The following is a 13,815-nucleotide window of genomic DNA, read 5'->3' as shown; positions in this document are numbered from 1 at the left end:
GTCCAGGGCTCAGTCAGCTCGCCTGTCCGGAGCCGTTGCAGCCGGTGCAGGTCTGCATCTCGACACCCTGATAGGGGGTGCCATCCGCACCGACGTGGTTGACGGTGACCATCTGCTGGCCAGAGCCGCCACAGGAGGTGCACGTCATCGGGCCACCCCGGCACTGCCGCAGCGGCACGTCCAGTAGCCGCACAGCACGCACGCGTCGTCTGCCGCCCGGAAGTTGAGCGGGCGGGTCAGGTGCAGGACCGGCTGGCGGGTGTAGCCCGGCACCATCTCGGTGAGCGTACGGCGGGCCCGGCGGCCAGCAGCCCGGGCATGGTCGTCGCCGTCGGCGACCAGGTGGTCGACGAGCTGGTGGAAGCGGTCGGTCTCGTCCCGCTCGTATCCGCGTCCGTCGTCCCCGCCGCAGTCGTCCTCGCGGCGGATGTCGTCGATCGTCCCGGCACGCGGGGAGATGCGCGCCGGACTGATGCCGATGAGCTGTCGGGTGGGTTGTGCGATCATGACGTTCACGGGGCCTCCTACTAGGTCCTGGACAGCCCCGGGGCCCTAATCCCTGGGGTTGTCGCTGTTTTGGCTGCCGTACGAGCAGCCGCGGCCGCCGCCATCCCTGGTTCGTCGGGATGGCGACGGCCGTGGTCGTTCGTCGCGGAGTGCAGGTCAGGCAGCGGCTGCGGAGGCCAGTTCGACCGCCGGAGACGGGAGCGCCGCCATCGGCTTCGGAGGCAGACCGCGCGCAGCGGGCAGCTCCATGCCGGAAGGCACCTCCCGGTCGGGGCCGGACTCCATGGCGGCGAGCACCTGGTCGAGCAGGGAGGTGAGGACCGCCCACGCGTTCTCCTGCGCAGGCATTGCGAGGAGTTGGGCTGCGAGGACCCATACGTCCTGGGTGACGTCGTCAACGTCGGCGATCGGGTCAGCGCCGGTCTCGTTCAGGCGCTCGGCAACGCGAGCGGCGAGGCGTGCGGAGTGGCGGGCGTAGAGAGTGGCCAGCGAGACGCGCATGGGAAGAACTCCTTCGAGGCGGGACAGGAAGAAGCCCCTGGGAGGTTTCCCAGGGGCTGGTGGTTCTTGAGACATGCAGGTGAAAGAGGGTCAGGCGGTGATCCGAAGGGGTTCCGTCGGGAGGGCGGGGCCTCGGAATTCCGAGACCGTGTTGGCCGGGCGGATCCGGCAGGTGTTGTTGAGCTCCTCGGTCGACGTGCCGGCCTTCTTGGCCAACGCGCTTCTCAACACCTTCGTCTCGGCCTGCTTGGCCCACTCTGCTGCCCGATCCTTCGCCGCCTGGGCGGCGTATGCCTGGTCGAACCGTGCCCGCTCCCGGGCGAGGATCGCGCGGATCTGCTGGCGGCGCGGTTCCTGGCGGATCAGACGAGCAACGGTCTCGGCCAGGCGTGCCCGTTCGGTGCAGCGAGCGCGGGCCGTACAGGTCGGGCACTGCGTGATGTGCGTCTGGTACGCCGTGCGGGCCGTCTTCGGGCTGAGCGGGCGAGGTGTGATCTGGGGGACCGCCGGCGCCACGGCCACCTTGGGCTTGCGCAGGACGTTGGTCGCGCGCCGGGACGACGTTTCCTTGATGGCGTCGGCCAGCTGCTGGTGCCACTGCGGGATCGTCAGGTCGATCTGCACCCGGCGGTTGCTCCCGCTGCATCGGCGCGCCTGCGGGGTGCGGGCGCGGCTGGTGTGGTGAGGAACGAGCTTCGGCGTACGGCCGTCGTGCCCGGTGATGGGGCACCAGGTCTCGCAGTCCGGGCAGACCAGGCTCTCCGTGCCGGGGAGCAGGTCGATCAGGTTGGGGAGCATCTTCGAGACGGTGATCGCGGGGCGGTTACTGACCCGCTTGGTGCGGGTCCGGGTCTTGCGCTCCTTGGCCGTGGGCATCGCAGACGTGACGGACATTGAGCAATCTCCTTCCGTACGGCGGGGCGGGGCTGCGTCGCGGTGCCCTCTCCGCCCGCCAGGTCGCGCGGGAGGCCCGGCGTCCTGAAGGACGGACAGCGCATGCGCTGCGACGTGCATGCAGGTGAGTCGAGAACCCGGGGGATTTGGTCTGGCTATCAACCCCGGCCACCTCGTGAGAGGCAGACAACTTCCAGCAGTGGTGCTGCTTCGCGGTCTTGCGGGCGATCAGATCGCCCCTTTTTGCAGTTCAGACGGCATTTGGACATGTCGACCAGGCGCTTCCTTGGCCCGAGGACCGCGGAGCAACTGACTGCGACGTTATTCGCAACCCAGTTGCGAGTCAACAGCAAATTCGCAACTGAGCAGCGATTCAGCTGTTTGGTAGCGGGTATTCGCAATCTGGCTGATGTTGTGAGATGGTGACCGCGCTGACACCACAAGGAGGAGGAACCGCATGCCGTATGGCCTGGTAGTTCGCTTCACCGCACGAGACGCGGCCGCAGCCGCTGCGTTTGACCAGTTGGCCGCCGAAACCCTGGACGGAATCAAGGCCGCGGAGCCCGGAACGCTGGTCTACGTGAACCACACGCCCGTCGACGAGCCGGCGGTACGCGTCTTCTACGAGCTGTACGAGGATCGCGAGGCGTTCCTCCACCACGAGGAACAGCCGCACGTGAAGCGGTTCCTGGCGGAGCGTGAGCAGTACCTGATCAGCACCGAGGTGACGTTCCTCGACGAGGTGGCCGGCAAGCGGCCTGCATCTACACAGGAGAGGTAGTGACGGACGATCAGCAGCGGGCCTTCGGTCGGCGCGTCAAGGAGTTCCGCAGGGCGGCGAATCTTGACCAGCAAGACCTGGCGGCACGCCTCGGCAAGTCCGCGAGCTGGGTGTCCCAGGTAGAGCGCGGACTGATTCCCGTGCGGAAGCTCGACATACTGCGCGACCTTGCCAAGCAGCTCGGTGTGGCTCTGCACAGGCTCGAGCCGTCCCTACCGACGCCCGGACCCGAGGAAGCGCCGACAGAGACCCCGGTCAACGACCTGGACGGGGCACGACTGCTGATCTCCGGCCACCCTGCCTTGGATGTGTTGCTCCCCAGTGCTATGCAGAGGGACGAGCAGCCGACCTCCGTGACCGACCTGACGGAACGCGTAGACAAGGCATGGGAGCTAGCTCATCGCTCCGAGTTCGCCGCGCTCACAGCCGAACTACAGACCTTGGTACCCGCCCTCGAGCGCGCAGTCCGAACGCGTAAGGGTGCCGACCGCATCACGGGCCTCCGCCTGCTTGCTCGCACCTACCAAGCGCTGTCGGCGTCATTCGTCCGCCAAGATGAGGCAGACGCTGCATGGATCGCTGCGGACAGGGCGATCGGGGCGGCCGAAGCTTCTGGCCAACCGCTTGAGGTCTGCGCGGGGATCTTCCGCCTCGCCCACGCATTCGTTCGACTCAAGCACCTCGATCAGGCTGAACATGCCGCACAGGCCGCACTCCAGACCCTCCGCGATCACGTTGCCGACCGCTCGCCGAGCCCTGAAGAGACCTCGATCCTTGGGTCGCTGCACCTAGTGCTGGCGCTCATCCACTCACGCGCCGGCCACCGTACCAAGGCCAAAGCGGATATCGAGGCTGCTCGAAGTGTGGCCCAGGCAATGGGAAGCGACCGCAACGACTTCGACCTCGAGTTCGGGCCGACCAACGTAGAAATTCAGGCGGTTGCCACCAACGTTGAGCTCGGCGACGCGGGCGAAGCAATCGACATCGGCGAGGCGCTCGACGCCTCCGGCTTGTCGCCGGAGCGGCGAGCACGGCTCTTGATGGATCTGGGCCGTGCCTATGTCCAGCGCCGACAGGCGGGTGAGGCCCAAGAGTGCCTGCTTCGCGCAGAGGAGCTGGCTCCTGAAATGCTGCGCTCCCACACGGCAGCCAGGGCGGCGATCCGGGAGCTCGTCCTGATCAGCGGCGACTCTGCATCTCGGGCGTTGCTCGAGCTCGCTGATCGAGCAGACGCCCGAGATTCCTGATCAACAGCGCAAGCCCGAGAAGGGAGGCACGCACATGTCGTCTGACCGCACTCAGACAGAGGCTGAAGCCGCCACTCATCGAACTGACGTGGTCTACGTGATCGGTAGTCCAGACTCACCGTTGGTGAAGATCGGCCGTACAGGCGACATCGCCCGGCGGCTGGCAGGCCTTCGGCGGATGTCGCCCGTGCCCTTGGACGTCCTGTGCACTATGCCTGGCGGCGCGGCACTCGAGGCGGCGCTTCATAGACGATTCGCACCACAGCGCCGTCACGGAGAGTGGTTTGAGCTCGGCCGTAATCCGGCTGACGCAGTCCGCTCTGCAGCCATGGACATAGTTCCAGCGCCCCGGACAGTAACTCGGGGAGGACGTGAGGTATCTGCGACTCGGGAAGGACGGGAGGTATCTGGCTACTTCCTCGTCCTTCGTATTGCCCCACAGCCAGAGGCTGAGGGGGCTGTGCCACGCGACGCGCTGGAGCGCGTCGTGCCTGAGTGGTTAGACAGTAGGAATGAGCCGTTCCACTGCAAGAACTGCACGTGTCCCATCGGAATCCACTCTCCTGTGCGGCCTCACATGTGCGACCAGCCGTTTCCCTATGACGACTGGTGCATGTGCACGGGATACGAGGGCGATCTACCTTCCCTGCTCGAGGGGTACGACCTGCCCGGGCAGGGCTGGCGATTCTGGCGCCGATGACTACCTCACGTACGTGAGTCCCCGGCGCCCCCGAAGCTTTCGACGAGGAGAATCTTCACCGTGAGCATCAAGCTTCCCCCGTAAATGACCAATGGCCGCCCTGCGGACACAGGAACGGCCATCGAGCGACTCCCCAGCCTGGCAGCAACCGGAGTCGTGGTCAGCGCGGTGACCGCGCCGGGTGCCTTGGACACGAGGCCCGTCTGGTCACCTACCCATCAGAATAGACGGCGTCACCGGGTTAAGCCCAGCACGGGCCCGCTCTGGTGCTTCACGTCACCTTGATCAGCTGATCCACGGCTCCCTTCTTTAAGGGACCGTAAGTGCGAAAACTGCACATCCTCGCCGCCGACGCGGCCGCGCGTACTCGTGATTCTAACGATCGCCGAATCGGCGCCCCCGGCTTGCCCGGACAAGGCTTGCCCTGCATCACCAGGGATGGGCAAGCCTCTTACCTGCTCTTTCCATGGTCTGGGCAAGCCTTCAGGCAAGCCTCAGTGAGCAAGGTTCACGGCACGACATCCACTAGGAGGTGTGCCGTGTCCGACTGCGGACCGACGCAGAGGCCACATCGCGCAGAGGTCGCCGGCCGCCGCGCCAGCCCAACCCTGCGACCTACCCGAGTTTCTATGCCTCGCCCGGCCTTGGGGAGGTGGGCATGACGCGGTCGATCGTTCCGCACCCGACCAACGCGCGTGCCCTCGATGAGAACGGCGTTGTCGTTCGTGGTGCCGAACCTGCGCCCGCGACCACGATCATGCGGCACATGGTCTATGGCTCTGGCCTGACTCGCGCCCTGGACTACGTCGTTCTCCTCCACGCGCTCTTCCGCCTAGAGGAGAACCAGGCCTTCACCCCAAAGGACATTTGGCGAGACCTGCAGGCCGAGGGCGTGCGCTCGGCGAAGAACGCCAACGAGCTGGTCGGGAGGGACGCGGTCTACGAGTCGTTCAACCGCCTGATCGCGGCCAAGTTCATCCGCCGCATGGCCATCGATGGCACCCCTGGCCGGTTCGGGAAGGTGCGCTACGAGCTGTTCCGGCAGCCTGCGTACAACCCGGACTACGCGCTGGCGAAGGAGGCAGGGCAGCCGCAAGACGACCTGCACGTTCCGTACACGTCGCAACCGCTTCCCGGAACACCGGATGCGGACAAGGTGGGCAGCAAAACCGCAGGTCACACCGCTTCCCGGAACGCCGGATGCGGTCTTGCCGGTTCCGACGTTCCGGGAAGCGGTCCACGACGCATTCCCGCAGGTCAGACCGCGTCCGGCGTTCCGGGAAGCGGGGATGGGCGCCCCCCCACTCCCCCCTATAGGGAGGAGGAGGATTCCTCCTCCCTTAAGCCCTCCTCCAACACACTTGGCGCTTCGGCAACAGCAGTAGCGGCTGCGGCCGAGTTCCTTGCCGAGCTTCCTGGGCGGTGGGCGTGCGGGCGGAAGTCCGCTGCGGAGCTGGCGCCATTGCTGGCTGAGGCTGTTCAGGAGCAGGGCTGGCCACTTGGCGCGGATCTGGTGACCGAGCTGACCCGTCGTTACCAGGCGCGTCGAAGCACGGTGTCAGTGCTGCGGGACCGGGTTCAGGACCTGCCCCGTTACCAGGCTGTCCGCAAGGCTCTGTCGCGAGAGCGGTCATCCGGCGTGCAGGTACCTGGACAGCCGTCGGCGCTCCCCCGTGGTGATCACGCCCAGCCGGCTGATGCTGCACTTCCGGAGGGCATGTCTGCCGAGCGCGCTGAGGAAGCGCGGGTGTTCCTCGAGGGACTGACCGGCCCGTGGGCTCTCAGCCCCGAGAGTGCAGCGCGGCTAGCTCCACTCCTTGCGGCGAAGACGCTGGAGCGAGGTTGGGAGTTCGACAGTCGGCTCCTGAGCCAGCTCATGTCCAACCCGACCGGCGTGAACAACTATGAGCTGATCTTGGAAACGCACCGGATCGGTCGTCTGCCGGAGCGCAACAAGGCAACTGGTGAAGCTCGCCGGGCTGCGGAGCGACGTCCGGCGGAAGGGATGTGCGAGCGGCACCCCTGGTTCCGCGACGGCGACTGCGGCCCTTGCCGTGCTGCCGAGCGTGACCGGGAGCGTGCCGCCGCAACGGATGCTGGGCAGCCTGCACCGACGGTTCCTGAAGTCGGGGTACCGGCCCACGTCGCCGACTACATTCAGGCGCTCGCCGCCGGTGCGGCCGCCGACGATGCCGAACGCCGTAACCAGCCGGAACTCACCGCCCAGCAGCGGCAGCGTCTCGCGCAGGAGCAGGAGCACGCCCGCCGGCACGAGGCCCACAACGCGGCCCTGAACGCCTGAGCCTGCCCCAACGCACCACGGATCACATGCGAGCGGGTCGCCCCGGACAGGGGGCGACCCGCGAGACACCCCTACCAGCCATAACACCGTCAGGAGTGCACATGACCACCGTACCGAGCAGCCGCCGCCCGGCCGCGCTCGAAGACGAGGGGACCGGCCCTGTTTCCCCGCTTGAGCGTGCCGCTCTGCACAACCAGGCCGCGGAGCAGTCCGTACTCGGCGGGGCGATCCTGTCCAAGGACGCCATCGGCGACATTGCGCAGGCTTTGGAGCCCCTGGGCGGCTCTGCGTTCTACGTGCCCGCTCACGAGACCATTTGGACCGCGATTGTCAGCCTGTACGCGGCCGGCACGGACATCACACCGATCAGCCTCGGACACCAGCTCACCAAGCAAGGCGACCTGCAGCGCGTCGGTGGCGCCGTCTACCTCTCACAGCTCGTGAACGCCTGCCCCACCCCGTCCTTGGCCGTCCACGACGCCGAAATCGTCCTGGACCGTGCCAAGTTGCGCCGCCTCGCGCAGACCGGCACCCACATCACACAGATGGCCGCCGCTGGCGAGGGCGCGGCCGACACGATCCTGGACGCCGCCTCCGCCGCCCTTGCCCAGGTCACCCAGACCACCGACACCGGCACTGGCTACTCCACCATGGACACCGTCTTCGAAGCCGTCGTCGACGAGGTCGAGACGATCGAACGCGATGGGAAGAAGAAAGGCATCCCGACCGGCTTCACGGATCTCGACGCCCTCACCAACGGGCTGCTGCCCGGGCAGATGGTCGTCGTCGCAGCACGCCCCGCGATGGGCAAGTCGACCCTTGCCGTCGACTTCGTCCGCGCAGCCTCCATCAAGCACCGCCTCCGCTCCGCCGTGTTCAGCCTGGAGATGAGCACCAGCGAGATCGGTATGCGGATGGTTTCCGCCGAGGCCCGCGTCGGGTTGCACCACCTGCGCGGGGGCACCATGACCCCCGACGACTGGGCGCGCATCGCCCGGGTCTCCGACCGTGTCCGCTCAGCCCCCGTCATCATCAGCGACAGCCATGTCAACACGCTGACCCAGATCAAGGCCCAGTGCCGCCGCCTGAAGCAGAACGGCGGCCTGGACCTGGTCGTCATCGACTACATCCAGCTCCTTGAGAGCGGCGGTCGCCGGCCCGAGAACCGCCAGCAGGAGGTCAGCGACATCTCCCGCAACATCAAGACAATGGCCCAGGAGCTGGAAGTACCCGTCGTCGCGTTGTCCCAGCTCAACCGCGGCCCCGAAAGCCGCACCGACAAGAAACCACTCGTTTCCGACCTGCGCGAGTCCGGTTCCATCGAGCAGGACGCCGACATCGTGATCCTGCTGCACCGCGAAGACGCGTACGACAAGGAATCCCTCCGCGCCGGCGAAGCAGATCTGATCGTCGCCAAGCACCGCAACGGCCCCACCGCCACGATCACGGTTGCCTTCCAGGGCCACTACAGCCGGTTCGTCGACATGGCGCAGACCTGATTCCATCATATGTATACAGCCTCTATGCCTTGTATTGACATGCCTACATTGGCAATGCATCATTCTGGTGCGCGCATTGCGCCCGCCGGAGCTGCAGGCGCCCTCGCCTGCCTACGGCCACGACCAGCCGGCACAAAACTTGCGGGAGTCCCCATGCCGCCTCGCCCATCCGAAGACGCTCGAGGAGAACTCAAGAAGGCGGTGGAGGCTGCCCTGCGGCAGCGCGCCGACCGCAGGGACGAGGCAGATCGCCTCAAAGAAGAGGCCGAAGCCGAGTTCTGGCGGGCCATCGATGTCCTGAGGCAGCGGTACCACGGCGCACAGACCGACATTGCCGAGGTGACGCAGTACACGCGCGACCACATCTTCAAGCAGAGCAAGCGGTACGCCGCGGACCCTCAGGACGGAGGCAACGGTGACCAGCGCTAAGGCCTACCAGGACGGGCTGGCCGAACTCCGCGGCGTGCGGGACGAGATGAAGCCGCTGGAACGACAGCTTACGAAGATCCAGGCCGACCTCGGGAAACTGCGCACCCAGCGCGACGAGAAGATCCGCGCCCTGGGCGCCTACGAAAAGGCCAAAGCGGACCGCCTCGCAACATCCGCCGGCGTCTCAGTGATCGACGTCGTCACCCTGGTGCCCTCGCTGGGCCCCCAGGCCCCCGCCAGCACGCCTGAAGAGACGTCGCCGAACGATTCCTCCACCGAAGATCACACAGCGCCCCAGGTGGGCGCACAGGCGATCACGGAATCAACCGGTGCGCTGGCGCCCGACCTTCGTTCGTCCGGACAGGCCGAGCCAGCCGCCGACAGCGCAGAACCGCGAACCGTCGGCGCCGAGGACACCCACCAGGAGCTCCGTGTCGACGGCGACGTCGTCACCGAGGCAGCGGTCCCCTCCCCCGCACCGGCCGCACCGGCCCCGGCACCCGTTCCGGCGGAGGAGCGGACGCTTCCGTCGATCCCGGAGGGGGCGGCGGGCGACCGCTGGTTCCGGGCCGAGCCGGACCTGGCGTCGACCCGGCCCAAGTTCAAGCAGGCCACGCGGCAGATGGCGTTCCTGGACACCGCGACCGGCGTGCTGGTCTGGCAGGGCGGGACGGTCACGCTGGACCTGGGGCGTGCGAGTGTTGCGGAGATCCTCACCGCGGTCTACGCCACGGTCCCGGCGGATGTGGAACGCATCTACGTCACGGCCGGCGACCCGTGGCACCGGGACGCAGGGCGCCATCAGTTCCTCAAGGACGCGGTCGCCGAGTGGCTGAACGGACCGCTGCCGCAGGGTTGGCAGGTCGAGGCCTCGCGTGGCAAGGACCGAATGGCCGGTCACCTGGTCCACCCGCGCAACCCGGTGGGTCGCTGGCAGCGCGGCAAGGACCAGCACACCGAAATTCGGTCCGTGGGCGAGTGGTTCGACGCGGCCGGCGCCGACCCGGCCACCGTCCGCGAGGCGTTTGTTCTGCTGTGGAAGGCGCTGCGCCGGCACTGGGACGACGTCGTGCTGATGGGCTCGCCGTCGCAGACGGGTCGGGACCTGTGGTCACGGACCATCCCGGCGAAGGCCGGCGCGAAGTGGGCGGACGGATTTCCCGTCCTGAGCCAGGAGATTCGTGGTCTGCTGCACGCCACCGCCGGGCAGGGCCGCACCGAGCTGATCGCCCCGCCGCGTGTCCCGGAACGGGTGCCCGCCTGGTACGAGGTCGACCGCACGTTCGCCTACGCCAAGCACACCTGGTCCTCCGGTGTCGGCGTGCCGCAGCGTGTCACAGCGGCCGCATTCGCCGCCATGAGCGAGAAGGAGCAGAGCGACGCGCTGTTCGCGCCGTCGCACTGGCAGGTGCGGGTGACCATCCCGAAGGACTGGAACCACGTAGGCCTGCTGCCCGCCCCGGCCCCGGGCGAGCGCGCCTGGCACTACCCGTACGAGGGCGGCCGCACCTTCGTCACCTGGGCAGGCGGCGCCGAAGTCAACCTGGCGCTCCGGAACCCGCTGCAGCCGTGGCGGATCGAGATCCTGGACGGCCTGGTCTGGGAGAAGGGCGACCCGCTCAAGGGCTGGTCGAACAAGCTGAAGGACGCGTGGCAGTCGCTGCGTGCCCAGGCTGTGATCCACGGCGATGACCGGCAGCGCCAGGCCGCGAGGCTCGCCTCGCGCGGTGTGCGTTCGATCCTGCTGTACGGCATCGGCACGTTCGCGCAGCGGCCGCGCATCACCACGGGTTCGCTGGAGCTCGGAACCGGCGGCGAGGTTCCGGAGATTCCGGACGGCGCGCGGCTGACGGGCATCTCGGACACGCATGTCACCTGGGAGCGCAACGCGGGATTTGCCCGGGACCCGTACGCGCATCCGGAGTGGGCGGCCGGCGTGTGGTCGGCGGCCCGAGCCGCGCTGCTGTCGACCAGCACTGGCATCAAGGACCCGGAGACGGGCATGCCGTTGAAGGTTGGTGCGCTGCACCTGCCGGCTGGGTCGATCCTCGCGTTCCGTACCGATGCCATTTACAGCACGGTCCGCCCTGAGTGGCCGTACCGGGGCGAGCCCGGCGACTACTTGCTGAAGGGCGCCATGGCGTGGGAGCAGCCGACCCCCACCACCGATGAGGAGTTCTACGTCCTGCAGGGCCTGGGCCGTCAGGCGTGGGAGGCGGAAGGCCAGTGAGCGCAGAAGTGGCATGGGGCGGCACGTGGGAGCACGCGGCATGCGGTGCATCCGGCGATGCCTTGTGGGACAACGAGGAGACCGCGGCTTCGGAGCACGACTGCGGCCGCGAGGGGGAGGTCGCCTGGAGCGCTGAGTGGCACTGCCATGGCTGCGGCGCGACGGGTGACGGCCAGTTCGACGACGACACCACGACGTACTCCGATCACGAGTGCGCCGACGACGAGGACCCGGGGGTGGCCGCATGACGCCGCGCAGGAGGCGGGCAACGGGCGGCCTCCGCGCCCAGCGCAACGAGGCCGCGCGACTCACCGACGAGCTGCTGGGAGCCGGGTTCAACAAGAAGCAGGTCGGTGAGATCCTCGGCCGCAACCCTTCCCTGGTCAGCCAGTTCTTCACCAAGAACAAGGGCGCCAGCTTCGTGGAAGCGCTCCGGGCTGTGGTGCAGGAAGTGCAGGCCGGCGGCCCCCGGGATATCGCCAGCCTCAAAGCCCTGGCCACTGCGTACGTCCAGCCGCGCTTGAACCGGGAGGGCTACAAGGCACGGGTGCGGCGCAAGGACAAGGGGCGTGCCGAGAATGTTGTCAAGGACCAGCGCGGCAGGCCGGTGATCGGGAAGGACGGCAAGCCGGTGAAGGCCTGGTCGTCGTCGCTGGCCAAGGCCGGCAAGCAGCACATCGCGTCCGGCGCCTCCCGACTGCGGCCGATCGTCGAAGAGGCCGCTGCGAACCGAGGGAAGATCGCGTTCACCGTACGGGCCAGGAAGGGTGCGTTCACGCATGATGCGGGCAGGATGGCCGACTCCCCCGGTGTGCGCCGCAACATCGTTCAGCGCCGCGACGGGACCGAGGAACGCGCCTACGCCGACAACACCGGCGGCCCCGGCTCCGGCGAGCAGGGTTTCGACGCCGTCCAGTTCAAGGCCATGGTCGACGCCGCGAGCGGCGACGTCGCCGCCGCGGTCCGTAACTGGCTTGTCATGACCGGCCGCCTCGACCCCGACGCACCCATCGTCGGCCTGGAGATCCGTGCCTGGATGCCTGGAGGCTGACGACCAGGTGCGGCATAGACGCCGAAGGGCGCAGCCTCCCGTCGGAGGCTGCGCCCTTCGGCGTCGGCTCAGCAAGTTGTGTCGTACCGGTCGACGGGCTCGGCCGCGAACGTGCCGTCGTAGAGCCGCACGTCGGTGAGCTCGAAGCGCTCCTGCCTGGCTCCGACCGGCCACACGATAACCGTCCCGGCCGGCCGCGTGCTGGGCAGCTGTATCGGGCTGCCGTCTGCTGCCGACGTGCCGAGCAGGGTGTAGTGCCTGATCGTGGCGTAACGCCGGGCCGCAGGCCCTGCCTGACCACCGATGAACTCCGTGGGCGCAGGCCCCGTCGCCGGGCAGTCTCTGGCGCGCCGGCGGTGCCAGGCGCGGAAGCACCACATCACGGAACCCGCCGCTCCGGCCGAGCCCAGCGCCCCCAGGAATTCCGGCAGCGCGTTGGTGAAGATGTCCATGGTCAGTCGCCTCTCGTTCGAGCAGGCCGTGCCTGCTCATTGGGGGGAACGCCCGGCGCTCGGGCAATTCGAGGATCCACCTGCGACGAGCATTCACATGCGGGTTGGATGTTGTTCCGCCGACAACACAGGGTTGTTCGCGATATCTCTGAAGGGACGCCAAGAGTGACTGGCGCGAAGCGGCCGGGCCGCCCGTGGGGGGTGACCAAGGGGCCCTGCACCGAGATCAACGAGCTTGTCGTCATCGTCAGGTCGTGGTTGGACAAGGCGCCTCTGAACGTCCCCGAGCTGCATGCCCGGCTCACTGCAGAGCACTTCCACGATGGAGTGGTTCCTCCGCTTCGGAAGCTGCGCGAGCGGCTCGCAGGCGAAGGCCTGACATGGGACATGGTCGAGGCGGTTGCGGATGTCTGCTTTCGACACGAACCCCAAGCAGCGACGCATCGCCGCCTGGAGCCCGCTCGCGCCCTGTGGGAGGCCGCCCAGGCCCACCCCACCGTGATCGCTGCCGACGGTGAACCGGCAGTGTCAGCCCGTGAGCTCTTCCAGGCCCAGGAACGAACCCTCAGTGCGCTGGAGGAACTCAACCGCGTGCGACAGGCCTACGAGGCCAGCGAGCGCGCACGCAACCAGTCGCTGCAGGTCGCAACCGTCCTCTTCAATCTTCTAGGGCAGGCTCAGGCTCAAGTCTCCGAGCTCACGCGCCGTCTGGACGCTCTGAATGCCGCCCCGGACCCGGATGCCATGGATATCAGCTCCGTGCGCCACCGCCTGGGGCGTGCCACGGCGCAGAAAGGTGATCTCGGCCTCCAGCTCGCTCGTGCGGAAGTCGAACGAGAAAGAGCGCAGGCCCTGGCGGACCTGGCGGCTCGCCGGATTCTCGTTCTGGAAGCCGAACTCCAGGGCCTCCGGACCGCAGGCAGTCAGGGTGCCTCTCCCCCGCCGGATTCGAGCATTCACCTTCCCCAGCAGTTCACCGGCCGCTCCGACGAGGACAGTGCACTCGATCAGGTGGACGAAGCACTCCAGACGGCCCGTTTCGTACTCGACCGCGAGCACGAGGCTGTCGAGGAAGCCGCTGACGAGCTGGGGTGGCGCGGATCCCTTGGGGATCTCGGTCCGGAGGCGAGGTGGAAAAACCTGGTTCCTGACGGCCCTCCCTGGGTCGACGACTGGGCCGTCACCATCAATGGCGAGTTCTTCGAAACAACCCCGAACAACC

At 67.7% G+C, this 13,815-nt stretch carries 14 protein-coding genes; 9 read left to right on the top strand and 5 right to left on the bottom strand.

The genetic code is table 11. The annotated features are described in order from the left end of the window. Positions 1-13: 13 nt before the first annotated feature. The 4 genes from OHA03_RS47250 to OHA03_RS47235 all read right to left on the bottom strand — a co-directional run bounded on the left by OHA03_RS47250 (position 14) and on the right by OHA03_RS47235 (position 1,902). Complete coding sequence (locus tag OHA03_RS47250) at positions 14-148, bottom strand: hypothetical protein (protein ID WP_267010118.1); 135 nt, start codon at positions 146-148, stop codon at positions 14-16. Then, complete coding sequence (locus OHA03_RS47245; protein ID WP_267010176.1) at positions 145-507, bottom strand: hypothetical protein; 363 nt, start codon at positions 505-507, stop codon at positions 145-147. The genes OHA03_RS47250 and OHA03_RS47245 overlap by 4 nt, the downstream gene beginning before the upstream one ends. A gap of 156 nt (positions 508-663) precedes the next feature. Continuing rightward, positions 664-1,008, bottom strand: a complete 345-nt coding sequence (locus OHA03_RS47240; RefSeq protein WP_267010117.1) for a hypothetical protein — start codon at positions 1,006-1,008, stop codon at positions 664-666. 90 nt (positions 1,009-1,098) lie between these two features. Then, complete coding sequence (locus OHA03_RS47235; protein ID WP_267010116.1) at positions 1,099-1,902, bottom strand: hypothetical protein; 804 nt, start codon at positions 1,900-1,902, stop codon at positions 1,099-1,101. Positions 1,903-2,359: 457 nt separating this feature from the next. Here OHA03_RS47235 and OHA03_RS47230 point away from each other — a divergent pair, with 457 nt between their 5' ends. The 9 genes from OHA03_RS47230 to OHA03_RS47195 all read left to right on the top strand — a co-directional run bounded on the left by OHA03_RS47230 (position 2,360) and on the right by OHA03_RS47195 (position 12,141). After that, positions 2,360-2,683 carry a putative quinol monooxygenase gene (locus OHA03_RS47230; protein WP_267010115.1) on the top strand — a complete coding sequence of 108 codons (324 nt, stop codon included), beginning with the start codon at positions 2,360-2,362 and terminating at the stop codon, positions 2,681-2,683. Next, positions 2,683-3,930, top strand: coding sequence for a helix-turn-helix transcriptional regulator (locus OHA03_RS47225; protein WP_267010114.1), 1,248 nt, complete (start codon positions 2,683-2,685; stop codon positions 3,928-3,930). The genes OHA03_RS47230 and OHA03_RS47225 overlap by 1 nt, the downstream gene beginning before the upstream one ends. Positions 3,931-3,964: 34 nt before the next feature. Further along, a complete protein-coding gene (locus OHA03_RS48225; protein ID WP_354006180.1) occupies positions 3,965-4,630 on the top strand; it encodes a GIY-YIG nuclease family protein in 666 nt (221 codons plus the stop codon). Between the two features lie 658 nt (positions 4,631-5,288). Further along, the gene (locus OHA03_RS47220) at positions 5,289-6,932 is read left to right on the top strand and encodes a hypothetical protein (RefSeq protein ID WP_267010113.1); all 1,644 of its coding nucleotides are present in this window, start codon (positions 5,289-5,291) and stop codon (positions 6,930-6,932) included. Positions 6,933-7,033: 101 nt separating this feature from the next. Then, entirely contained in the window at positions 7,034-8,431 is a 1,398-nt protein-coding gene (gene dnaB / locus OHA03_RS47215) for a replicative DNA helicase (RefSeq protein WP_267010112.1), read from the top strand. 153 nt (positions 8,432-8,584) lie between these two features. Beyond that, a complete protein-coding gene (locus tag OHA03_RS47210) occupies positions 8,585-8,860 on the top strand; it encodes a hypothetical protein (RefSeq protein ID WP_267010111.1) in 276 nt (91 codons plus the stop codon). Further along, positions 8,847-11,090: a Mucin-19 gene (locus tag OHA03_RS47205; protein ID WP_323181433.1), complete on the top strand. Its 2,244-nt coding sequence runs from the start codon at positions 8,847-8,849 to the stop codon at positions 11,088-11,090. Before OHA03_RS47210 ends, OHA03_RS47205 begins: the two co-directional genes overlap by 14 nt. After that, the gene (locus OHA03_RS47200) at positions 11,087-11,338 is read left to right on the top strand and encodes a hypothetical protein (RefSeq protein WP_267010110.1); all 252 of its coding nucleotides are present in this window, start codon (positions 11,087-11,089) and stop codon (positions 11,336-11,338) included. Before OHA03_RS47205 ends, OHA03_RS47200 begins: the two co-directional genes overlap by 4 nt. Further along, the gene (locus tag OHA03_RS47195; RefSeq protein ID WP_267010109.1) at positions 11,335-12,141 is read left to right on the top strand and encodes a hypothetical protein; all 807 of its coding nucleotides are present in this window, start codon (positions 11,335-11,337) and stop codon (positions 12,139-12,141) included. The genes OHA03_RS47200 and OHA03_RS47195 overlap by 4 nt, the downstream gene beginning before the upstream one ends. Positions 12,142-12,209: 68 nt before the next feature. Here the strand turns inward: OHA03_RS47195 and OHA03_RS47190 are convergent, their stop codons facing one another. Next, positions 12,210-12,593: a hypothetical protein gene (locus OHA03_RS47190; protein ID WP_267010108.1), complete on the bottom strand. Its 384-nt coding sequence runs from the start codon at positions 12,591-12,593 to the stop codon at positions 12,210-12,212. Positions 12,594-13,815: the final 1,222 nt, after the last annotated feature.

Source organism: Streptomyces sp. NBC_00154 (assembly GCF_026342835.1).
Lineage (GTDB): Bacteria > Actinomycetota > Actinomycetes > Streptomycetales > Streptomycetaceae > Streptomyces.
Note: the sequence above shows the minus strand (reverse complement) of the source record. Positions and strands in the feature narration are given on the sequence as shown.

Coding starts and splice junctions, on each gene's coding strand:
- dnaB (WP_267010112.1), top strand. CDS start 7,034: ATGACCACCGTACCGAGCAGCCGCCGCCCGGCCGCGCTCGAAGACGAG.
- OHA03_RS47230 (WP_267010115.1), top strand. CDS start 2,360: ATGCCGTATGGCCTGGTAGTTCGCTTCACCGCACGAGACGCGGCCGCA.
- OHA03_RS47235 (WP_267010116.1), bottom strand. CDS start 1,902: ATGTCCGTCACGTCTGCGATGCCCACGGCCAAGGAGCGCAAGACCCGG.
- OHA03_RS47195 (WP_267010109.1), top strand. CDS start 11,335: ATGACGCCGCGCAGGAGGCGGGCAACGGGCGGCCTCCGCGCCCAGCGC.
- OHA03_RS47250 (WP_267010118.1), bottom strand. CDS start 148: ATGACGTGCACCTCCTGTGGCGGCTCTGGCCAGCAGATGGTCACCGTC.
- OHA03_RS47240 (WP_267010117.1), bottom strand. CDS start 1,008: ATGCGCGTCTCGCTGGCCACTCTCTACGCCCGCCACTCCGCACGCCTC.
- OHA03_RS47220 (WP_267010113.1), top strand. CDS start 5,289: ATGACGCGGTCGATCGTTCCGCACCCGACCAACGCGCGTGCCCTCGAT.
- OHA03_RS47210 (WP_267010111.1), top strand. CDS start 8,585: ATGCCGCCTCGCCCATCCGAAGACGCTCGAGGAGAACTCAAGAAGGCG.
- OHA03_RS47190 (WP_267010108.1), bottom strand. CDS start 12,593: ATGGACATCTTCACCAACGCGCTGCCGGAATTCCTGGGGGCGCTGGGC.
- OHA03_RS47245 (WP_267010176.1), bottom strand. CDS start 507: ATGATCGCACAACCCACCCGACAGCTCATCGGCATCAGTCCGGCGCGC.
- OHA03_RS48225 (WP_354006180.1), top strand. CDS start 3,965: ATGTCGTCTGACCGCACTCAGACAGAGGCTGAAGCCGCCACTCATCGA.